The organism is Pseudomonas sp. App30, from assembly GCF_047947025.1.
Lineage (GTDB): Bacteria > Pseudomonadota > Gammaproteobacteria > Pseudomonadales > Pseudomonadaceae > Aquipseudomonas.
Genome location: NZ_CP133165.1, coordinates 1,403,038 through 1,424,758 on the forward strand (window position 1 = coordinate 1,403,038; position 21,721 = coordinate 1,424,758).

Below are 21,721 nucleotides of genomic sequence, written 5' to 3' on the forward strand. Positions count from 1 at the left end.
ACGGGGTTATGGTTTGAGCAGCTGCATCTGCTGCCGGTAATCATCGGTCACCTGCCGGGCCTGGCTGTTGCTGGTGACCACGCGCGGGGTGATCAGCACCAGCAGTTCGGTGCGATCCTTCGACTTGGTGGTGCTGCCGAACAGCCAGCGCAGGCCCGGAATGCGGCCCAGGTAGGGAACGCTGGAGGCGGTTTCACTGTTGTCCTGTTTGATCAACCCGCCCAGCAGCACGGTCTGGCCGCTCTGCACCGCCACCTGGGTGGAGACCGAACGGGTGGAGATGTTCGGGTTGGTCTGGGTGCTGGTTTCGTTGCTGGTGTCAGCATCGCTGACCTGCTGCTGCACGTCCAGGTACACCAGGCCGCCCGGGTTGATGCGTGGGGTGACGTCGAGGATCACGCCGGTCTGCACGTACTCGACGCTGCTCAGGGTGGTGTCGGAAGTGCTGGTGTTCACCGTGGTCTGGCTGATGGGGATGTTGTCGCCCACCTGGATCTGCGCCTGCTGGTTGTTCATCACCACCAGCGACGGCGCCGACAGCACCTGGGTGCGGCCGTTGGTTTCCAGCGCATGCAGCGCCACCTGGAAATTGCTGCTGACGAAGGAATAGAACGCCGTGTCGGTGGACCCCAGCCCAGCCCCGCCGCTGCCCAGCGCACCCTGGCTGCCCTTGGTGTTGGCCACGGTGGTGCTGGAGGAGTTGCCTGCCAGCTTGCCCAGGTACCACTGCACGCCCAGGTCCAGCTCGCCGCTGAGTTTCACTTCCAGAATGCGCGTCTCGATCTGCACCTGCATGGGCGGGTTGTCGAGGCGCTTGATGGCCGATTCGATCTCTTTCCATTGCGCCGGGCGCGTGCGCACCAGCAGCTGGTTGCTGGCCTTCTGCGCGGTGATGCGGGTGCTGTCGTCCAGGCTCTTCTGCTGGCCGCCGCTGGCGCTGCCGGTGTCGTCCGCGCCCTCGTCGCTGTCCTCGTCAGGGCTTTGCAGGGAGTTGTTGTTCAGCGAGTTGCCGCCGCTCAGGCCTTGGGTGCCGGTGGTGGTCAGCCCGGTGGTACCGGTGCTGCCGATACCCGAACTGTTGCTGCCATTGAGCGACGATAGCGTGGTGGTGCGCAACCCGGGCGCGACCTTGGCGGCGCTGTCGTCCTTGATCTGGCCGTTGCCGTAGATCTGCCGCAGGTACTTGGCCAGGTCCGTGGCCTTCATGTTGCGCACGTCGTACACGTACATCTGCGGTTCGTTGCCGCCGCCCTCGTCGATGGTCCTGATCCAGTCACCCACCTCACGCAGGTACTCGGGCTGGGCCGAGATGGCGACCACCGAGTTGGTGCGTTCGTTGGGCAGGAACTTGACCATGCCCGCCAACGGCATGCCGCTGTCGGGGCCGAACATTTTCTGCAGTTGCGGCATCAACTCGGCCACCGAGGCGCGCTGCAGGCCGTAGACGCCAATGGACATGCCCTTGAGCCAGTCGACGTCGAAGGTGTCGATGGTGTCCTGGTAGTTGGCCAGCTCCTCGGGGGTGCCGGACATGCTCAACACGTTGCGCGACGGGTCCACCAGCAGGAAGGCGTTGTCACGGGCGAAGGGCTTGAGCAGTTTCTGCATCTCGGTGGCCGAGATGTACTTGAGCGGGTAGAGCCGCGCCGACAGACCGTTGGACGGCTGCGACACGGTCATCTCCGGCACCAGCTTGCCGGCCACCGCCTGGCTGGCGGGCAGGATCACGTAGCGGTTGCCCTGGCGGATCATGGCGTTGTTGGTCCAGGACAGCAGGGTCTCCAGAATCGACAACGCTTCTTTCTTGTTCACCGGCTTGGAGGTGGAGAAGCTGACGTCGCCGCTCACGCCCTGGGCGATGCTGTAGTTCTCGTGCAGCAGGTCACCCATCACCGTGTTGATCACCGCCTCGATGGGCTGGTTGGTGAAGTTGAAGACGATGTCGCCGCTGCCCTGTTCATCCTCGCCCTTGACCGGCGCCGGCGGCCGTACGAAGCGCTGGTTGCCGCTGATGATCTGCCGCTTGGGCATCACCGCGGCGTTGTTGCTGGCAGGTTGCGCCACCGGCGCCTCGGCCACGGGCTGGCGCTGGTCGCCGGTGCCGTTGAGGGCCTCGTGCATCAGCGCCGGGTCATTTTCAAAGGTGTGGGGCGCGGTCGCACAGCCGCCGAGGGCGACGGCGGTGGCCAGGCAGAGCAAGGGGGTGCGCAACGGTGTGACTCCAGGGAACAGTGTTTTCAAGGTTCGGTTACCGGCGGCAGCGTGAGCATGGCCGCGCGTGAAGGGGCTGGAAGACGCGGCGCCGGCAAGCGCAGGCTGCGGGTTTGGCCCTGGTAGGCGAACTGCGCCTCCAGGGGAGAAAGCTGTTGCAGGGTCCAGCCGTTGGGCAGGGCCTGGCCCTGGTGGACGCGCAGGGGGTGGCCGCTGGCGTCGCGCAGCAGCGCCAGCTTGAGGTCGCCGTTGACCACCACGCCGGTCAGCACCAGGCCGGCCAGGTCGGCGCTGGGCCCCTGGGCGCTCTGGTCCGGGGCGCGGTTGGGGCTGAACAGCGGCGTGTGCCAGGCGGCGTCGAGGCTGTCGAGGCTCACCTGCGGCAGCTCGCTGGCCGCCACATGGGCTGTCGCCAACGGGTGCGCAGGCCCAGGGGGCAGCCAGCCCGGCGCGCTGCCCAGGCCGCCGGCAATGCTGGCGGCGGTGGCGGCCAGAGTGCCGGCGCACAGGAGCAGCGCCGCGCGCAGCGGCGTGAGGCGCAGCTTCATGGCGCCTCCCCTTGCGCCGCAGCTGCCTTGGCCAGGTAGCCGCGCACCAGCAGGTGCACGGTCAGCCGCCCCGCGCCGCCCGTGGCCGGCGCGCTGCTGGCGCGGCGCACGCTGAGGTTGTCGACGAACAGGAACGGCCGGTGGAATTCCAGGGTGTGCAGCAGCGCCATCAGCGGCTCAATGCTGCACTCCAGGGTCAGGCTGACCTTGATCTGCCGGTACGGCTGGGCGCTGTCCTGCTCAGGGGTGATGGGCATGCGCTGGGTCAGCGCGCAGCCGGCGCCGTCGTCGGCCTTGGCCTTGATCAGGTCGGCGATGCGCTGCATCAGGTCGGCGGCCACGGCGCTGGGGTCGCTGCCGGGCAGCAGGCTGAGGCTGCTGGCAGGGTCATGGCGGGCGGCGGCCAGCTGCTTGTCGAGCAACGGCCGTTGGGCCAGCTGGCCGGCGTAGCGCTGCTGCTGTTCGCGCAGTTGCTCGATCTGCGTGTTCACCTCGCCCAGCGGGCCGGCGAACCAGCTCTGTACCAGCAGCCAGTACAGCGCCGCCAGCACCAGCGCCAGGGCGATCAGCGCGGCGCCACGGCGCTCACGTTCAGTCAGCGGACGAGCCATGGGCGGCCTCCTGATGCAGGTGGGCGCGCAGGCTGAAATGGTCCTTGCCGGTGTCGCCGTCGGGCTGGATCACGCCCTGGAACTGCGGGTCGTCGAGGCTGTGGCAGGTCTTCAGCTGGCCGATCAGGGCGCTGGCCTGGGTGCTCTGGCCGGTCAGCGTGACCTGGCCGCCGTCGTCCACTTCCAGCTGTTCCAGCCAGGTGCCCTCGGGCAGGCAGTGGCTGAGGTCGGCGATGACGCTGGCCAGCGCCGGCTGCGCGGCCTTGCGCTGGATCAGGTAGCGCGCCGCGCCCTGGGTGTTGGCCAGGGTCTCGCGCACCTGCTGCAACTGGCCGATCTGCGCCTGCTGCTGGCGCACCTGGGCCTGCATTTCGATCAACAGCGCCTCGCGCGATTGCAGCCACATGACCATCACCGTCAACAGCAGGCCGGCGCAGGTCAGCAGCAAGCCACGGTTGAGGCGCCCGCCGCTGCTGGCTTGCGGCCGCAAGGCATCGGGCAGCAGGTTGATGCCCAGGCGCTCGCCGTCGCGCACGTCGACGCCGTGCAGGGTGAAGCCGGCGCAGGCGGCGAGGATCTGCTCCAGGCGCTCGCGCACGATCACCACCAGCCGCACCTTGATGGTGTTGCCGGCCTGCCCCAGCACCTGGGCGCAGAAGCTCACCTGTTCGGCACGGTAGGGGGTGTATTTGTCCAGCTCGAAACCCAGCACGTTGTGCAGGTCGCGGGCGGCCGCCGCCGGCAAGCTCAGGGTCTGCACCAGCACCTCGCTGCGCGGCAGCACCAGCACCCGCGGCGGCGTGGGGTCGGCCGGCTCGTCCAGCGGCCAGTGCAGCACCTGCAACGGCGCACCGCCGGCCAGCCGTGCGCGCCAGCGTGGCGGCAACAGGCCCAGCAACTCGGCCAACCAGGCCTGCCACAGGCGCTGGGCGCCGCTGCCGCGCCAGTGCCGCTGCAAGGCGGCGCGCCCTTGGGCGTAATAGGTGTTCAGGTTCATTCTTGCCAATGCAGGACCCGATACGGTCGGGCCCCCTCCGTGGAAGGGTTGAGAAGCAGGGTCACGACCAGCGTTGCGTTGAAGCCGCCAGGCAACTGCGCGACGCTGGCCAGGGTTAGGATGGGGCCGGGGTCGGCGCCGCTGACTTTGAGGCTGGGCAGGCTCAGCAACCGCCGCAGCAGCGGCGTGGCGAACGCCGGGTCGGGCTGCTCCTGGCCGCTCCACAAGGTGACCTGCGGGGCGGCGCAGGCGAACACGCTGCGGTTCATGCCGGGCAGCTGGCGCAGTTCCTCCACCACCCGCAGCGGTGGCTGGCCGTTGCCACGGCGCTGGTCCAGGGCCGCTGCCACGCCGCGCGCGCCGCCGCACGCCTGCATCAGCCGGGCGATGTCGGCGGTGCTGGCGCTGTTGAGGTCGAGCTTGCCGCGTTCGCTGAACAGGCTTACCTGCACGGTGGCGCGCTCGAAGGCCAGCGCGTGGGGACGACCGTCGGCGGGCCAGGCGTTTTTCTGCGCCGGGTCGCTGAGGGCCGCCACTGTCAGGTTGATGCCAGCCTCGGCGGCCAACAGCGCCTCGGTGTGCTGGCGCTGCCACAGGGCCTGGCGGCTTTCCAGCTGCACCCAGCCGGCCAACCCGGCCAGCAGAATGCTCAGTAGCGCCAGCACCCACAGCACCAGCAGCAACGCCACGCCTTGTTGTTGCTTCATTGGCCCGCCACCGTCGACAGGTCCAGGCGCAGGGTCACGCTTTCCGCGGTCCACGGCACCGGGCCACCCAGCTGCGCGTCGATCTGCACCGTGCGTGGCAGCCGCCCCGGCCACGGCCAGGTGGCCAGCCAGGTGCTCAGCTCGCCCTTGGGCGAATAGCCGCGGTAAGTGAATTGCAGGCTGCGCACCTGGTGCAGCAGCACTTGGGGTTCGCCCCAGGGCTGGCCGCCCTGGCTCAACGCCACTTCCAGGCGCTGGCCATGCAGGGCCAGGCTGTGCAGCACGATGCCGCCGCCGAGATTGGCCGAAAACGGTGCCATGAACGCCATGGCCTGGGCGCTGCCGGCGAACACTCGCTGCTGGCCGTCGTCCAGCGGCAGCGCCTGGCCGATGGCGCGGCGCAGGAAGTCCTGCGCCGCGCGCACTTCGTCCAGGCGCTCGGTGTAGTGCTGGGCCTTGGCCACAGCGCGGTTGGCGCCCAGGATCGCCCCGCCCACCAGCGCCAGCAGCACGCCCAGCAGGCTCAGCACCAGGAGGATTTCCAGCAGCGTGAAGCCGCCCTGGCGCCGGTTCATGGCTGCGCCCCCCGCACGGTCAGCGTGGCGAAGTGCGCCTGGCGCTGGTCTTCGCGCACGCGCAGGTCCAGCTGGAACAGACGCAGATGGTTGGCCGCCGGCAGCTGGCGCACGTCCAGGTGCCAGCGGATCCCCGCCCAGGTGCCGTCGCGGCTGCCCGGCTGCAACTCGCCGTCGGCCTGCTGGTCGAGAATGGAGCGGCCGGCGGCGGTCAGCCGGTCGCTGGCCTGCACCTGCTTGAGCGAGCGCGCCGCCTGCCCGAAGGCCATCAGCAGCACGGCGCTGCACACGGCCAGAATGGTCAGTGCAGCGAGCATTTCCAGCAGCGTGAAGCCCTGCTGCGCCTTCATCGCAGCGCCTGCAGGTTGACCGTGCCGGTCAGCCACGACACGTCGATGCGCCAGCGCTGGCCGCCATCGCTGAGCAGCAGGTGGCCGCCGCTGGCGCCGCCATCGGGGTAAAACTCGAACGCCGAGCCCAGTTCGGCAGCGGTGTGCAGTTGCACCTGCAGGTCCGCCGGCCACGCCTCGATGGCTTTGCCCGGCGCCTGGAAACGCCGCGCCGCCAGGTCGAATTGGGTGCGCGCCGGCTGCCCGGTGACGATGGCGCGCACGCGGGTGGCGCGCAGGGCCTCCACTACTTGCACCACCGCCTTGCGCTCGCCGGCGCTGTGCAGCCCACGCTGCAAGCCGTACCCCACCAGCCCCGCAGCCACGCCGATGAGCACGATGACCACGAGCATTTCCAGCAGGGTGAAGCCGCGGGCGCGCTGCATGGTTATTCCCAGTTGCCCAGGTCGGCGTTGTAGCCTTCGCCGCCCGGCTGGCCGTCCTGGCCGTAGAAGATCAGGTCGAAGCTGCCGTGTTCGCCGGGGAAGCGGTAGCCGAACGGATGGCCGAACGGGTCTTTCAAATCCGACGGCTTGGCGTAGGGGCCGGCCCAGTTGCCCGCCGTGGAAGGCTTGGTCACCAGCTGGTTGAGGTTGGCCGGTGGCGCGCCCATGTCCAGGGCGTAGCTCTCGACCTTCATGCTCAGGCTGGCCAGTTGCGCCTTGCCGGCGCCGTATTTACCCTTGTCGACGTTGCCGCCAACTTGACGCACGACGATGGTGGCGACGATGCCCAGCAGCACGATCACCGCGAGCATTTCCAGCAAGGTGAAACCGCCCTGGCGGCGGCCCGTGTTCATGGTTTTCATGGGGTGTGGTCCTTTAAATGTTACTGGTGAGGCTCATCAGCGGCAGCATGATGGCGAGCATGATCACGGCGACCATCACCGCCATGACCACCGTGAGCGTGGGCACGAGCGCTGCGAGCAGGCGGTCGATGCCGCGCTTGGCTTCGACGTCGAACACCTCGGCGACTTTCAGCAGCATGCCGTCCAACTCGCCGGCCTGTTCGCCGACGTCGATCATCTGGATGGCCAATTCGGGCAGCAGCAATTGCGACCTGCGTTGTGGGAGCTGGCTTGCCAGCGAGCTTTGGGGCCCTGAAAGGCTCGCTGGCAAGCCAGCTCCCACAGAGAGCTCCTGGCTCAGGCCGCTGGCCAGGGTGCCGCCGCCCTTGACCCAGTCGGTGGCCTGCTCCACCTGGGCGACGATGGCGCGGTTGCTGCACACCTGGCGCACGATCAGCAGCGCCTGCAACAGCGCCACGCCGTTGCTCAGCAGGGTGCCGAGGGTGCGCGCCAGGCGCGCGGCCTCGATGCGTTGCAGCAGCGGGCCGATGATTTTTATCTTCAGCAGGCGCAGGTCGTTGCGCTGGCGCCGGGCCGGGTCGCGCAGGGCGATGGCGCTGCCCCAGATGACGACGATGAGGCCGGCGAGAACGACCAGCCCCCAGGCGCTGAGGAACTCGCCCATGGCCAGGATCACCTGGGTAATCAGCGGAATCGGCACGCCCAGGTCGCGGAAAATCGGCACGAACTGCGGCACCACGTAGGCCAGCAGCAGGGCCAGCGAACCCAGCACGCCCACCACCAGGAACGCCGGGTAGATCAGCGCGTTGATGACCTCGCCGCGCAGGGTCTGGCTGCGTTCCAGGTAGTCGCTGAGCTGCCGTAAAGTATTTTCCAACGCACCGCCCGCCTCGCCCGCGCGGACCATGCTGATATACAGCGTGGAGAACTGCCCGCCCTCTTCTTCCAGGGCCTGGGACAGCGGCTTGCCGGCCTTGACCTGTTCGCGGATGCGTTCGATCAGCGCACGGGCCTTGGCTTCCTGGGTCTGCTTGAGCAGGATGCCAAGGGAACGTTCCAGCGGCTGGCCGGCGCCCAGCAGGGTCGCCAGTTGCTGGGTGAAACTGACCAAGGCCGCGCCGTTCAACGCACCGCGGTTCAGCGCCCGGCGCAGGCCCGGCCCGCCCAGTGCTTCCACCTGCAGAATCAGCAGGCCACGCTTCTGCAGCAGCGCGACGGCGGCCTGCTGATCGCTGGCCTCGATGCTGCCCTGCTGGCTGGCACCCTCGGCGTCCAGCGCGCGGTATTTGAAATAGGCCATGAGTTATTCGCCGCGCGTGACGCGCAGCACCTCCTCTAGCGAGGTGATGCCGGCCACCGCCTGGCGCAAGCCCTCTTCATACAGGGTGCGCAGGCCGCCACGGCGGGCCGCCTGCTCCAGTGTCGAGGCATCGGCCTGGCGCATCAGCAGGCTGCGCAGTTCTTCGTTCATCACCAGCAGCTCGGTGATGGCGCTGCGGCCGAAATAGCCGCTGCCGGTGGCGGACGCCGCAGGTTGGTAGAGGATGATCGGGCGCTGCTCGGTGAAACGGTCGAGGCCGTGCTCGGCGATCAGTTCCGGCGGCGCTTCAAAAGGAATGCGCGTGGCCGGGTCGAGGCGCCGCACCAGGCGCTGGGCGAGGATGCCCTTCACCGTCGAGGCGATCAGGTAGCTCTCCACGCCCATGTCCAACAGCCGCGTAATACTGGCCGCGGCGCTGTTGGTGTGCAGCGTCGACAACACAAGGTGGCCGGTGAGCGAGGACTGGATGGCGATGCGGCAGGTTTCCAGGTCGCGCATCTCGCCGATCATGATCACGTCCGGGTCCTGGCGCACGATGGAGCGCAGCGCGCCGGCGAAGTCCAGGCCGATGGCCGGCTTCACCTGGATCTGGTTGATGCCTTCCAGCTGGTACTCCACCGGGTCTTCGACAGTGATGATCTTGCGCTCGGCGGTGTTGAGCCGCGACAGCGCGGTGTACAGGGTGGTGGTCTTGCCCGAGCCCGTGGGCCCGGTCACCAGCAAAATGCCGTGGGGGTTTTCCAGCACGTCGAGGAAGCCTTCCAGGCGCTCGCCATCGAAGCCCAGGCTCTGGAAGTCGAAGCTCACGGTCTGGCGGTCGAGCAGGCGCATCACCACCGACTCGCCGAAGCTGGTGGGCACGGTGGACACCCGCAGGTCCAGCTCCTTGCCCTGGATGCGCAGCATGATGCGGCCGTCCTGGGGCAGGCGCCGCTCGGCAATGTCCAGGCGCGCCATGATCTTCACCCGGCTGATCACCGCTGCCGACGAACTGGCCGGCGGCGCCTCGGCCTCGTGCAGCACGCCGTCGATGCGGTAGCGCACCTTGAGCTGGCTTTCGAACGGCTCGATATGAATGTCGGAGGCGCGCTGTTCCACCGCGCGCTGCAGGATCAGGTTGACCAGGCGGATCACCGGCGCCTCGGACGCCAGGTCCTTGAGGTGCTCGATGTCTTCCAGCGCGCCGCTGTCTTCGTCCAGGGTCTCGATCAGGCTACCCATGGCCGAACGCCCTTGCCCGTAATACCGCTCGATCAGGCTGTCGACCTCGTTGCCCGGGCCGATGGCCAGGCGCACCGGCGCGTCGCAGGCGTGGGCCACGGCTTCGAAGGGGTACGGGTCGCCGGGGTTGGCGGTCAGCAGGTGCACGCCCGCCTCGTCCCAGGCCACCGGTACCACGCGGTAATGGCGCAGAAAACGTTCGGTCAGTGGCGGCACGCGGTCCAGCGATGCCGGTGCCTGTTCGGCCAGCAGCAGCGGCACGTCCATCAGCGCCGACCAGGCGCGGGCCAGTTCCAGTTCCGAGACCAGGCCCAGGCGCGTGAGCAACGCCGGCAGTTCGCTGTCGTCGTCTTCGGCGGCCAGGCGCCGGGCACGGTCGAGGTCCACCGGCTTGAGGCCGGAATGGCGCATCAGCCATTGGCAGACCAGGGCGTCGTCGGGGGCAGTGAGGGGAGTATCGGGCACGGTGCGCTACTACATGAACCGGGGAAAGGGCATCAGGCGATGCCCCTTCCGGGGTGAAGCCTGAGAAGGATCAGTTGGCGGTTTTCTTCGCCGTGGTGCTCAGCGGGCGGCCGCCCTTTTTCGATTCGTTCTTGTGCTTCTGGGTGGCCTTGGCGTCGTGGCTCTGGGTCATGACGGTGGAGTCGCTGGCGCCCGAGGCGGTGTCGGTGGCATCAGCGGCAAAGGTGGCGCCGGCGAACGACAGGCTCAGGGCGGCACAGGCGGCCGCGAAAGACAGTTTCATCACAAGTAACTCCATCAACGGGAAAGTTTGAAAGTTCAAATTGCCATCACTTTAAAGATGCCTGCGACAATAGCGCACAGCGGATGACAATTTAACTTGCGAACCCGGCACAGGGGCCATAATTCGCTAAACCCATCGACCAGTAGGTTTTGCAAAGGTTCACACATCCGGACACAAAATCGCAAAAACGCGCGAAAAAAACCTTTCGATTGACAAGTTCAGGCAACAATTGTCTTAATTTGGCCGCTTATCGCCGCCCCATCCTGGTACAAACGATAGCGTAATAATGGCACCTCCTATATAGACAGAACAAACTTTCACGATAATTAAACGTGATTGAAACATGGCCATCAGTTAGCCGTTACTGCAACTAAGCAGTTTCGGCCACGGCCAACTTTTGTCTGGAGAAAAGTACGCGGCAGCCTGCCGTGTACCGCCGCAAATGGACCACCATTGGCTGTTGGAGTAACACATGAACACACGTAGACACCTGGGTGCGCAGTCGGCGCTCGCCCTGCTGGCCCTGGCCATTTCGCAAGTGCATGCGGCCGACTCGGTTCAGCAACAACAGGCCCGGCAGCAGGCCCTGGAAGCCAAGGCCGACAAGGCGGCCCAACAGACCCTGGCGAAGATGACCCAGGAAGAGAAACTCAACTACCTGGCCGGCACCGGCGGCTGGGACCTCAAGCCCCTGACCCAGTACGGCGTGCCGGAAATCTACGGTGCCGACGGCGGCGCCGGCGTGCGCTACACCAGCAACGGCAACGAGCAGGGCGTGGTCTACCCCGCCGGCCCCAACATCGCCGCCACCTGGAACCCGCGCCGCGCCATGGACTACGGCCGCGCCCTGGGCTATGACACCGCCAGCGGTGGCTACCAGTACGTCACCGGCCCGGGCATGAACCTGTACCGCACCCCGTACGGCGGCCGCGCGTTCGAATACCTGTCCGGCGAAGACCCGTTCCTGGGCGCCAGCCTGGGCCCAGCGTTGATCAACGGCATCCAGTCCCGTGGCGTGTGGGCCGAGGCCAAGCACTTCGCCGCCAACGACCAGGAAACCAACCGTTTCACCCTCAACGAGACCATCCCCGAGCGCGTGCTGCGCGAGATGACCCTGCCTACCTTCGAATCGGCGTCGAAGAACGGCAACGTGGCGATGATGATGTGCTCGTTCCAGAAGGTGAACGGTGACTACGCCTGCGAAAGCAAGCACATGATCGCCCAGATCCTGAAGAAGGAATGGGGCTACAAGGGCTTCGTGCAGAGCGACTACAACGCCATCATCACCGGGCTCTCGGCCGCCAACGCCGGCACCGACCTGGACATGATGGGCTACCAGATGAACGCCACCGCCCTGACCCCGTACGTGGAAAGCGGCGCGCTGAGCATGACCACCGTCGACGAAAAAGTGCGCCGCATGCTGCGCCAGGTGTACCTGTTCCAGTTCGACAGCAAGACCCCGTCCACCGCCCACGACATGAACAGCGCCGCCAGCAACAAGACCGCGCTGAACGTCGCCCGCGAAGGCATCGTGCTGCTGAAGAACAAGGGCGGCCTGCTGCCACTGGACGCCAAGAAGGTGAAGAAGATCGCCGTGGTCGGCGACCTGGCCAAGTATGCCCCGCCTACCGGTTTCGGCAGCGCCAACGTCGAGGCCACCCAGTACATCAGCGAGCTGTCGGGCATCGCCCAGACCGCGCCCAACGCCAAGGTCGAGTTCCTCGACGGCCTGTCCCTGGACCCGACCGCCTCGGCCTGGACCCACACCGACAGCAGCACCGGCAAGAGCGCCACCGGCCTGACCGCCGAGTTCTTCACCAACGCCACCTGGTCGGGCACCGCAGCCGCCACCCGCACCGACACCCACGTGAACATGGACTGGTCCAGCGACACCGACCTGCCCACCAACGGTGATACCGCCAACACTTCCGTGCGCTGGACCGGCCAGGTCACGCCCACCACCAGCGGCGACCAGGTGTTCAAGGTGCGTGCCGACGGCGCCGTGCGCCTGTGGGTCAACGGCCAGGAGATCATCAACAACGGCGACGGCACGCACCTGCCCGACAACAGCATCCCGCCGACCATTCCGGTGTCGGGCAAGATCAAGCTGGAAGCCGGCAAGGCGTATGACGTGAAGCTCGAGTACTCGCGCCGCGACGGCTACCTGTCGACCATGGGCGGCATGGTCGGCGTGCAGATGGCCTGGGCCTCGCTGGCGGCGCCGCAGGACCTGTCCAAGTACGACGCGGTGGTGGTTGCCGTGGGCAACAGCAACGAATACGAAGGCGAAGGGTTCGACCACAGCTTCGACCTGCCCGAGTACCAGAACGAGCTGATTAACAGCATCGCCAAGGTCAACCCCAACACCGTGGTGGCCATGCACGGCGGCACCGCGCTGAAGATGGCTGACTGGGTGGACAACGTCGGCGCGGCGCTGCACGCCTTCTACCCGGGCCAGAACGGCGGCCAGGCGCTGGGCGAGATTCTGTTCGGCAAGGTCAACCCGTCGGCCAAGCTGCCGATCAGCATCGAGCGCAGCATTCAGGACAACCCGCTGTACGCGGACTTCCCGAACTACGACAACAACGGCTCGTTGACCGAGATCAGCTACAAGGACGACCTGTTCCTGGGCTACCGCGGCTACGACAAGAAGCACACGCAGCCGCTGTTCCCGTTCGGCTTCGGCCTGTCGTACACCACCTTCGGCTACAGCAACATCAAGGTCACCCCGGGGACCGCGGTGGGCAATGTGCCGATCAAGGTGTCGTTCGACCTGACCAACACCGGCAAGCGCGCCGGCGCCGAAGTGGCCGAGCTGTACGTGGGCCAGCAGCACCCGCACGTGGACCGCGCGGTGAAGGAATTGAAGGGGTACAAGAAGGTGTTCCTGCAGCCGGGTGAGCACAAGCGCGTGACCATCGAGCTGAACGATCGCTCGCTGGCCTACTTCGATGAGAAGAGCAAGCAGTGGGTGGTCGATGCCGACACCTTCGACTTGTCGCTGGGCGCCTCGTCCCAGGACATTCGCCTGCACGCCAAGCTGGTCAACCCGTTCCGCCAGGAGCTGTCGACCACCACCAGTAACCCGCTGCCACGTGCGGCGCTGAAGGCCACGCAAGTGACCGAGTCGACCGTCAACACCGGCGGCCTGTACGACCAGGCCAGCAGTGACGACAGCGACACCAGCGACAGCGGTGACTACGGCACCACGTCGACCACCACCCAGGGGTCGGCGAGCGGCAACTGACGCTTTCCACCCGCCTCTGACGCGGCCTGCGGCCGCTGCTACGAAGATCAGCGTTACGCCCTTCCGTAGCAGCGGCCGCAGGCGGCGTCAGGCCATGGTCACTCCTTCCAACCACCCCCCAAGGCTTTGTACAGGTTCACCTCGGCCGTCAATTGCGACAACCGATCGGTGATCGCCGACTGCTGGGCGCTGAACAGCGAGCGCTGGGCGTCGAGGAAGGTCAGGTTGCTGTCGATGCCGGTGCGGTAGCGGCGCTCGGCCAGGCGGTAGTAGTCCTGGTTGGCTTGCACCAGGTCCTTCTGCGCCTGCAACTGCTGCTTGTAGGTCTGGCGCGCGGCCAGGCCGTCGGCAACTTCCTGGAAGCCGGTCTGGATGGCCTTCTCGTAGCTGGCCACGTCCACGTCCTTCTCGATCTTCGCGTAGTCCAGGCTGGCCTTCAGGCTGCCGGCGTTGAAGATCGGAATGTTGATGCTCGGCGCGAACGTCCACGTACCCTGCCCGCCCTTGAACAGATGGCCCATGTCGGCGCTCTCCGAACCGGCACTGGCCGTGAGGGTGATGCTGGGGAAGAACGCTGCGCGCGCCGCGCCGATGTTGGCGTTGGCGGCCTTGAGGGTGTGTTCGGCCTCAAGGATATCCGGGCGCCGCTGCAACAGGTCGGACGGCAGGCCCGCCGGCACTTCGGCCACCAGGTCGTTGGCCAGCGGTTGCGCCGCCGGCAGGTTGTCCGGCAGGTGCGTGCCCAGCAGCAACACCAGGTTGTCCATGTCCTGGGCCACGGCGCGCTGGTACTTGGCCAGGCTGACCTTGGCGGTTTCCACCGAAATGCGCGCGGTGCTGACGTCCAACGCGGTGGAGATACCCACCTCGCCGCTGTGGGCGGTGAGCTTGTAGCTCTGCTCGTACGTGGCCAGGGTGTCCTGGGTCAGCTTCAGCAGTTCCTTGTCCGACTCCAGGGTGAACCAGGCATTGGCGACGCTGGCCACCAGGCTGATCTGCGTGGAGCGGCGACCTTCATCGCTGGCCAGGTAGGTTTCCAGAGCCTCCTTGCTGAGGCTGCGCACGCGGCCCCACAAGTCCAGCTCATAGGCGCTGACGCCGAGGGTGGCGGTGTATTCGCCGCCCACGGCGGTCTTGCCGGTGGTGCTCAGGTCAGCCGGGGTGCGGGTGCGCTCGGCGGTGCCGCCGGCGGTCACCGCCGGGAACAGGTCGGCCCGCTGGATCCGGTACTGGGCACGGTAAGCCTCGACGTTCAGGGCCGCCACGCGCAGGTCGCGGTTGTTGTCCAGGGCGGTGTGAATCACCGCCTGCAGCGCCGGGTCACGGAACACCTGTTTCCAACCCTGCTCGGCGGCGGCCTGGGCCGCCGCCTCCTGCGCCGGGGCGTAGGCCGCCCCTTGGGGAAATTGCGCGGCCACCGGGGCGGCCGGGCGGTCGTAGTGCGGGATCAGCGAGCAGCCGCCGAGCATGAACGCCGCCAGGGCCAGGCACGTCAGGGGACGAATCATTGTGCGGTCTCCTCTTCAATGGCAGGTGCGGGCTCGTCCTTGGCCTTGCGCTTGTCGCCAAACAGCGACGAGATGGTGACGAAGAACAACGGCACCCAGAACACGGCCAGGGTGGTGGCGGTGAGCATGCCGCCGATCACGCCGGTACCGATGGCGTGCTGGCTGCCGGCGCCCGCGCCGAGGGAAATGGCCAGGGGCACCACGCCGAGGATGAACGCCAGCGAGGTCATGATGATGGGCCGCAGACGAATCCGGCAGGCCTCGATGGCCGCCTCGGTGTAGCTGCGGCCCTGCTCGTGCAGTTCCTTGGCGAACTCGACGATGAGGATGGCGTTCTTCGCCGCCAGGCCGATGGTGGTCAACAGGCCCACCTGGAAGTACACGTCGTTGGACAGCCCGCGCAGGGTGGTGGCCAGCAGCGCACCGATGATCCCCAGGGGCACCACCAGCATCACCGCGATCGGGATCGACCAGCTTTCATACAGCGCCGCCAGGCACAGGAACACCATCAGCATGGAGATCGCGTACAGGGCCGGCGCCTGGGAGCCGGACAGCTTCTCTTCATACGACAGGCCGGTCCAGGAATAGCCGATGCCGCTTGGCAGGGTGGCGGCAATGCGCGCCACTTCGGCCATGGCCTCACCGGTACTGTGGCCCGGGGCCGGGGCACCGAGGATTTCCACCGCCGACACGCCGTTGAAACGCGACAGCTTCGGCGAGCCATACACCCACTTGCCGCTGGCGAAGGCCGAGAACGGCACCATGGTGCCGGCGCTGTTGCGCACGTACCACTTGTTCAGGTCTTCAGGGTTCATGCGCGAGTCGGCCTTGCCCTGGATGTACACCTTCTTCACCCGGCCACGGTCGATGAAGTCGTTGACGTAGCTGCCACCGAAGGCATACGACAGGGTGTCGTTGACGTCGGCGACGGTGACGCCCAGCGCCTCGGTGCGCTCATCGTCCAGCACCAGCTGGTACTGCGGCTCGTCGTCCAGGCCGTTCGGGCGCACCTGGGACAGGATCGGGCTCTTGGCGGCGGCGGCGAGGAACTTGTTGCGCGCCTCCATCAGCTTGGCGTGGCCGACGCCGGAACGGTCCTGCAGGTACACGTCGAAGCCGGTGGCATTGCCCAGCTCCATCACCGCAGGCGGTGCGAAGGCGAACACCATGGCGTCGCGGAAGCTGGCGAAGTGTTTCTGCGCACGGGCCGCCAGGGCGCTGACGCTGTTGGAGGCGTCGCGCTGGTCCCACGGCTTGAGCATGACGAAGCCCATGCCCGAGTTCTGGCTGCGGCCGGCGAAGTTGAAGCCGGTCACGGTGAATACCGAGCTGACAGCGCCCGATTCATCCTTGAGCATGTAGTCGCGCATGCGGTCGATGACCTGCTGCGTACGCTGGGCCGGGGTGCCCGGTGGCGTGGTGACCTGGGAGAACAGCACGCCCTGGTCTTCCTCGGGCAGGAACGAGGACGGAATGCGCGTGAACAGGAAAATCATGCCGCCGACGATCAGCGCGTAGGCCAGCAGGTACGGCACCTTGTGGCGCAGGATGCTGATCACGCCCTGCTCGTAACGGTGCACGCCACGGTCGAAGGTGCGGTTGAACCAGCCGAAGAAACCGGTGGTCTTGCCGTGGCTGCCCTTGGCGATCGGTTTGAGGATGGTGGAGCACAGCGCCGGGGTGAAGATCAGCGCCACCAGCACCGACAGGGCCATGGCCGAGACGATGGTGATGGAGAACTGGCGGTAGATCACGCCGGTGGAACCGCCGAAGAAGGCCATGGGCAGCAACACGGCCGACAGCACCATGGCGATACCCACCAGGGCGCCCTGGATCTGGCCCATGGATTTTTTCGTGGCTTCTTTCGGTGACAGGCCCTCCTCGGCCATCACCCGCTCGACGTTTTCCACGACGACGATGGCGTCGTCGACCAATAGCCCGATCGCCAGCACCATGCCGAACATGGTCAGGGTGTTGATGCTGAAACCGGCGGCGGCGAGGATGCCGAAGGTGCCCAGCAGTACCACGGGCACGGCCATGGTGGTGATCAGGGTGGCGCGGATGTTCTGCAGGAACAGCAGCATCACCAGGAACACCAGGATGATGGCTTCCACCAGAGTCTCGACCACGCCGTGGATCGAGCCGGTGATCACCGGGGTGGTGTCATACGGGTACACCACTTTCACGCCTTGCGGGAAGAAGGGTTGCAGCTGGTTGACGGTTTCGCGGATGGCCTTGGCGGTGTCCAGGGCGTTGGCGCCGGTGGCCAGCTTGATGGCCATGCCCGAGGCGGGCTTGCCGTTGTACTCGGAGCTGATGCTGTAGCTTTCGCCACCCAGGCCCACGTCGGCGACGTCGCCGATGCGCACTTGCGAGCCGTCGGTGTTGACCTTGAGGAGGATTTTCTTGAACTGCTCGGCGGTCTGCAGGCGGGTCTTGCCGATGATGGTGGCGTTGAGTTCCTGGTGCGCCACCGACGGCAGGCCGCCCAGTTGCCCCGAGGACACCTGCACGTTCTGGTTGGTGATGGCGGTGGAGACGTCGGCCGGGGTCAGCGCGTATTTGTTGAGCTTGGCTGGGTCGAGCCAGATGCGCATGGCGTACTGGGCACCGAACACCTGGAAGTCACCCACGCCGCTGGTGCGCGAGATCGGGTCCTGCATGTTGGAGACGATATAGTTGGCCAGGTCATCCTTGGTCATGCTGCCATCGGTGGACACCAGGCCGATCACCATCAGGAAGTTCTTCACCCCCTTGGTCACGCGGATACCCTGGTTCTGCACTTCCTGGGGCAGCAACGGGGTGGCCAGGTTGAGCTTGTTCTGCACCTGCACCTGGGCCATGTCCGGGTTGGTGCCCTGGTTGAAGGTGGCCTCGATGGTCATCGAGCCGTCGGAGTTGCTGTCCGAGGAGATGTAGCGCAGGTTGTCGATGCCGTTGAGCTGCTGCTCGATCACCTGCACCACGGTGTCCTGCACGGTCTGCGCCGAGGCGCCCGGGTAGGTCACGGTGATGTCGATGGCCGGCGGCGCGATGCTGGGGTACTGGTTGACCGGCAGGTTGAGGATCGACAAGGCGCCGACCAGCATGATCACCAGGGCGATTACCCAGGCGAAGATGGGCCGGTCGATAAAGAATCTGGACATGGGTTACTCCCCTTTCGCCGCGACGCTGGCCTGGGCGTTCGCCGGGGCCTCGACGTTGCTGGCCGCGGTGACTTTCACCGTGTCACCCGGGTGCACGTACTGCAGCCCCTCGGTGATGATGCGGTCGCCGTCGTGCAGGCCGTCCTGGATCAGCCAGTCGTTGCCGGCGGTGCGGTCGGCCTTCAGTTCACGCAGCTCGACCTTGTTGTCGGCATTCACCACCAGCGCGGTCGGCGTGCCCTTGAGGTCGTGGGTCACGCCCTGCTGTGGCGCCAGGATGGCGGTGGCGGCGACGCCGGCCTGCAGCTGCGCATGCACGAACATGCCCGGCAGCAGGGTGTGGTCGGGGTTGGCGAACTTGGCACGCAGGGTCACCGAGCCGGTGCTTTCATCCACCGACACTTCGGAGAATTCCAGGGTGCCGTCCTGGTTGAAGCTGCTGCCGTCTTCCAGGGTCAGCTTGACCTTGGCGGCGTTGTCGCCGGCCTTCTGCAGTTGCCCGCTGGCCAGCTCCTTACGCAGTTTCAGCAGGTTGGCCGAGGACTCGGTGACGTCGACGTAGATGGGATCCAGCTGCTGGATGGTGGCCATGGCGTCGGTCTGGGCGCTGGTCACCAACGCACCTTCGGTGACGCTGGAGCGGCCGATGCGGCCATCGATCGGCGCCAGCACCTTGGTGTAGCGCATGTTGATCTGCGCGGTCATCAGCGCGGCTTCGTCCTGCAGCTCGGTGGCCTTGGCGTTGTCGTATTCCTGGCGGCTGACGGCCTGCTCGGCGATCAGTTGCTGGTAGCGGTCGGCCAGGGACTTGGCCGAGGCCAGGCTGGCCTTGGCGCTGGCCAGGGTGGCCTCGTACACCGACGGGTCGATCTGGTACAGCTGCTCCCCGGCCTTGACGTCGCTGCCCTCCTTGAACAGTCGCTTGAGGATGACCCCATCAACCTGCGGGCGCACTTCGGCGACGCGGAACGCGGTGACGCGGCCGGGCACTTCGGTGGTCAGGGCGTAGGGCTGCGGGTGAAGGGTCACCACGCCGACCTGGGGCGTCTGCTGGGCGGGTGCGGCCGCCTCTTTGTTACAGCCGGCGAGCAGGCAGGCAAGGGCCGCCGCCGAGACCAGTGTGGTCACGCAAGGCTTGAGTTTCATGAAAGGTCCTCGTTGCGACTAGATAGATAGCTTGCTAACAAATATACTTACATCCATGAACGTATGTAAAGTACGAATCCGAATCAAAATCACTACAGAGCAGCGTTTTGTGTCGAAAAAACATAAAGATGCAGCGAACATGAGGAATTTTTAATGGTTCGCAAAACCCGGGAAGAAGCGCTCCTCACCCGTGCGCAGATCCTTGACGCTGCGGAATGCGTCTTCCATGAGAAAGGCCTGGCCACCACCTCGATGCTGGACATTGCCCAGCACGCGGGGCTGTCCCGCGGTGCCATCTACTGGCACTTCAAGGACAAGGCCGGCCTGGTGCAGGCCCTGCTGGATTCGCTGGACGAACCCATCGACCACCTGCTGGCTGCTTCGGCCGATACCCGCCGCGACAACCCCCTGGGTTGCCTGCGGACCCTGCTGGTGGCGCTGCTGCAGCGAGTGGCCAGCGACGCCCGGACCCAGCGGATATTTGAAATCCTATTGCACAAATGTGAACTGACTGTGGAGAGTTGCGATTTGCGTGCGCAGCGTTGCGCGCGCCAGCGCGAGGCGCAGCGCAAGCTGGAAGGGTTGCTTGAAGAGGCCAGGCTCAAGGGCCAACTGGCGCCCGGCACGCCCCTGCCCCTGGCGGCCAGCAGCCTGATTGCCTGCGTGGAAGGCACCATCAGCCATTGGCTGCTCAACCCCGACAGCTACGCCTTGAAGGTGGAGGCGCCGCGGCTGGCCGATGCGATGTTGCGGCTGCTGGCACCGGCGACGTGATGTCAGGACGGTAAGCGGCGTCGTACCCAGTGCTACACGAAATTCTTGAACCCTGCGGGCTAGAGCGGTTCTCAGGGGTTGCCAGTATCACAAGGAGTGAGCGATGAACCTTCCGGCCTTTTTTCTCAATGCAGTGGTTTGCACGACGCCGGCCCACGACAATTGCATGCCTGCCCAGTTTCTGTGGATGGCGCCCAAGTTCCTCAATGACGAAGCCCGGGCGCAGAAGTGCGCGGCGCGGGCGGGCGAACTGAACAAGGCGCAGGCCGACCCGACCATTTTTTACCGCTGCGATGTGCGGCGCGGCGCTTGAAGTTGTGGGAGCTGGCTTGCCAGCGAGTTTTTTGGGCCCACCAAAAGCTCGCTGGCAAGCCAGCTCCCACAAAAAACTTCACACCGCCAGCTGGGCCTCGATGGCCTGCAGCAAGCGCGGATCATCCGCCGCCACATCCGGGGCAAAACGCCCGACCACCTCGCCGGTGCGGCTGACCAGGAACTTCTCGAAATTCCACTGCACCTCCGGCACCGGGTTCACCGGGATGCCCTTGCCGGTCAGGCGCTCGCGCCACGGGCCCTCGCCGGTGGCGGCGGGAATGGCCTGGGTCAGCGCCTGGTACAGCGGGTGCTTGTCGTCGCCGGCCACCGAGATCTTCGAGAACAGCGGGAACTGCACGTCATAGGTCAGGCTGCAGAACGCCTTGATCTCTTCATCAGTGCCCGGCTCCTGGGCCTTGAAATTGTTGGCGGGAAAGCCCAGCACTTCCAGGCCCTGTGCGCGGTGGGCTTCATAGAGCTTTTCCAGGCCTTCGTACTGCGGGGTCAGGCCGCACTTGGAGGCGACGTTGACCACCAGCAGTACCTTGCCGGCATAGGCCTTGAGGGTCTGTGGCTGGCCGTCGATGGCGGTGACGGGAATGGATTGAACGTTACTCATGACAGGGCTCCTGAGACAGGTGGGCGGTGCATAGACTCTACCACTGCCACTGGCCATCATCCTGGTTGATAGCAACCATCAATAACGACATGTTCCCTGACCCGGGAATCAGGTTCACCATGATTGCACCTGATGAAGCCCTGGGAGTCACGCATCATGAAAGGTCAAAGCGCTGCCCTGCTCGCCCTTGTCATCACCCTGGCCGGTTGCTCGGTCCCCGGCGCCCCGCGCTACAGTGACAACCCCGACGGCATGCTGCGACCGGCCACCCAGGTGTCCACCCTCACCCTCAAGCACTCGCAACGCGTGGCAGTGATCTTCAACGCCAACACCCAGGCCGACCTCGCTTACCTCGCCGCCTACAACGCCCAGGCCCGCAACGGCCTGGAACAGAACCAGCTGCAGGCGCCGATCCAGCAGGCCTATATCGACAGCTCCAACCCACGCCTGGCCATCGACACCGTGCGCAGTTCGCTGCAGCAACAGTTTGCCTCGGTGGCGTTCTACCCCAACCTGGATGCAGCCATGGCAGCCAGGCCGGAGGTGATCATGGTGCTGGACACCCGCAGCACCCTGGCCACCGAACGCAGCTCCGACGTGCAGGCCAGCGTGCGCGCGCAGTTCTATGACGCCAACCTCACCTACATTGGCGAGGCGCGCGGCATGGACGGCCGCAACATGACCCCGGTGTGGACCCACACCAAGCGTGCGCCGGAAATCGCCGACCAGGTGAACGCCCAGCGCCAGGTGCAGGTCAACGCGCTGCAACGCTTCGATGCCTCGCTGAAGGCGTTGGTGGCCAGCAACCCGTAGCCGTTGCCGGTCATCAC

At 66.2% G+C, this 21,721-nt stretch carries 20 protein-coding genes; 4 read left to right on the forward strand and 16 right to left on the reverse strand.

All coding sequences use genetic code 11. From position 1 onward, the window contains the following. Positions 1-6: 6 nt before the first annotated feature. From gspD to RAM80_RS06250, 12 genes are all read right to left on the reverse strand, one after another. Entirely contained in the window at positions 7-2,241 is a 2,235-nt protein-coding gene (gene gspD, locus RAM80_RS06195) for a type II secretion system secretin GspD (protein ID WP_416425348.1), read from the reverse strand. Further along, a complete protein-coding gene (locus RAM80_RS06200) occupies positions 2,238-2,759 on the reverse strand; it encodes a hypothetical protein (RefSeq protein ID WP_416425349.1) in 522 nt (173 codons plus the stop codon). The genes gspD and RAM80_RS06200 overlap by 4 nt, the downstream gene beginning before the upstream one ends. Beyond that, positions 2,756-3,370 carry a type II secretion system protein GspM gene (gspM, locus tag RAM80_RS06205; protein ID WP_416425350.1) on the reverse strand — a complete coding sequence of 205 codons (615 nt, stop codon included), beginning with the start codon at positions 3,368-3,370 and terminating at the stop codon, positions 2,756-2,758. The genes RAM80_RS06200 and gspM overlap by 4 nt, the downstream gene beginning before the upstream one ends. Continuing rightward, positions 3,351-4,367 (reverse strand): PilN domain-containing protein, encoded by a 1,017-nt coding sequence (locus tag RAM80_RS06210; protein WP_416425351.1) that lies wholly within the window; start codon positions 4,365-4,367, stop codon positions 3,351-3,353. The genes gspM and RAM80_RS06210 overlap by 20 nt, the downstream gene beginning before the upstream one ends. Beyond that, positions 4,364-5,074, reverse strand: a complete 711-nt coding sequence (locus RAM80_RS06215; RefSeq protein WP_416425352.1) for a type II secretion system minor pseudopilin GspK — start codon at positions 5,072-5,074, stop codon at positions 4,364-4,366. The genes RAM80_RS06210 and RAM80_RS06215 overlap by 4 nt, the downstream gene beginning before the upstream one ends. Beyond that, entirely contained in the window at positions 5,071-5,649 is a 579-nt protein-coding gene (locus RAM80_RS06220) for a prepilin-type N-terminal cleavage/methylation domain-containing protein (protein WP_416425353.1), read from the reverse strand. Before RAM80_RS06220 ends, RAM80_RS06215 begins: the two co-directional genes overlap by 4 nt. Next, the gene (locus tag RAM80_RS06225; RefSeq protein WP_416425354.1) at positions 5,646-5,999 is read right to left on the reverse strand and encodes a type II secretion system protein; all 354 of its coding nucleotides are present in this window, start codon (positions 5,997-5,999) and stop codon (positions 5,646-5,648) included. Before RAM80_RS06225 ends, RAM80_RS06220 begins: the two co-directional genes overlap by 4 nt. Beyond that, positions 5,996-6,424, reverse strand: a complete 429-nt coding sequence (locus tag RAM80_RS06230) for a pilus assembly FimT family protein (RefSeq protein WP_416425355.1) — start codon at positions 6,422-6,424, stop codon at positions 5,996-5,998. The genes RAM80_RS06225 and RAM80_RS06230 overlap by 4 nt, the downstream gene beginning before the upstream one ends. 2 nt (positions 6,425-6,426) lie before the next feature. Then, positions 6,427-6,837 carry a type II secretion system major pseudopilin GspG gene (gene gspG / locus RAM80_RS06235; protein ID WP_416427423.1) on the reverse strand — a complete coding sequence of 137 codons (411 nt, stop codon included), beginning with the start codon at positions 6,835-6,837 and terminating at the stop codon, positions 6,427-6,429. Between the two features lie 22 nt (positions 6,838-6,859). Continuing rightward, entirely contained in the window at positions 6,860-8,146 is a 1,287-nt protein-coding gene (locus RAM80_RS06240; protein WP_416425356.1) for a type II secretion system F family protein, read from the reverse strand. 3 nt (positions 8,147-8,149) lie between these two features. Continuing rightward, positions 8,150-9,799, reverse strand: a complete 1,650-nt coding sequence (gene gspE, locus RAM80_RS06245) for a type II secretion system ATPase GspE (protein ID WP_416427424.1) — start codon at positions 9,797-9,799, stop codon at positions 8,150-8,152. A gap of 124 nt (positions 9,800-9,923) precedes the next feature. Then, a complete protein-coding gene (locus RAM80_RS06250) occupies positions 9,924-10,136 on the reverse strand; it encodes a hypothetical protein (RefSeq protein ID WP_416425357.1) in 213 nt (70 codons plus the stop codon). A 472-nt stretch (positions 10,137-10,608) separates the two neighbouring features. Between RAM80_RS06250 and RAM80_RS06255 the strand changes: the two genes are divergently transcribed. Further along, entirely contained in the window at positions 10,609-13,383 is a 2,775-nt protein-coding gene (locus RAM80_RS06255) for a glycoside hydrolase family 3 C-terminal domain-containing protein (RefSeq protein WP_416425358.1), read from the forward strand. Positions 13,384-13,481: 98 nt separating this feature from the next. On the opposite strand, the gene adeC is transcribed toward RAM80_RS06255, so the two are convergent. Genes adeC through RAM80_RS06270 form a run of 3 tightly spaced genes read right to left on the reverse strand, consistent with a single transcriptional unit; the run spans position 13,482 to position 19,183 of the window. Beyond that, entirely contained in the window at positions 13,482-14,891 is a 1,410-nt protein-coding gene (gene adeC / locus RAM80_RS06260) for an AdeC/AdeK/OprM family multidrug efflux complex outer membrane factor (protein ID WP_416425359.1), read from the reverse strand. Continuing rightward, entirely contained in the window at positions 14,888-18,037 is a 3,150-nt protein-coding gene (locus RAM80_RS06265) for an efflux RND transporter permease subunit (RefSeq protein WP_416425360.1), read from the reverse strand. The genes adeC and RAM80_RS06265 overlap by 4 nt, the downstream gene beginning before the upstream one ends. Positions 18,038-18,040: 3 nt before the next feature. Further along, the gene (locus tag RAM80_RS06270) at positions 18,041-19,183 is read right to left on the reverse strand and encodes an efflux RND transporter periplasmic adaptor subunit (RefSeq protein ID WP_416425361.1); all 1,143 of its coding nucleotides are present in this window, start codon (positions 19,181-19,183) and stop codon (positions 18,041-18,043) included. Positions 19,184-19,336: 153 nt separating this feature from the next. Here RAM80_RS06270 and RAM80_RS06275 point away from each other — a divergent pair, with 153 nt between their 5' ends. Together RAM80_RS06275 and RAM80_RS06280 are read left to right on the forward strand one after the other, a co-directional pair. Continuing rightward, positions 19,337-19,957, forward strand: a complete 621-nt coding sequence (locus RAM80_RS06275; RefSeq protein WP_416425362.1) for a TetR family transcriptional regulator — start codon at positions 19,337-19,339, stop codon at positions 19,955-19,957. 103 nt (positions 19,958-20,060) lie between these two features. Further along, the gene (locus RAM80_RS06280; RefSeq protein ID WP_416425363.1) at positions 20,061-20,270 is read left to right on the forward strand and encodes a hypothetical protein; all 210 of its coding nucleotides are present in this window, start codon (positions 20,061-20,063) and stop codon (positions 20,268-20,270) included. A 78-nt stretch (positions 20,271-20,348) separates the two neighbouring features. Here RAM80_RS06280 and RAM80_RS06285 read toward each other — a convergent pair whose 3' ends face one another. Then, a complete protein-coding gene (locus RAM80_RS06285; RefSeq protein WP_416425364.1) occupies positions 20,349-20,891 on the reverse strand; it encodes a glutathione peroxidase in 543 nt (180 codons plus the stop codon). A gap of 156 nt (positions 20,892-21,047) precedes the next feature. Here RAM80_RS06285 and RAM80_RS06290 point away from each other — a divergent pair, with 156 nt between their 5' ends. Beyond that, positions 21,048-21,704: an ATPase gene (locus tag RAM80_RS06290; RefSeq protein WP_416425365.1), complete on the forward strand. Its 657-nt coding sequence runs from the start codon at positions 21,048-21,050 to the stop codon at positions 21,702-21,704. Positions 21,705-21,721: the final 17 nt, after the last annotated feature.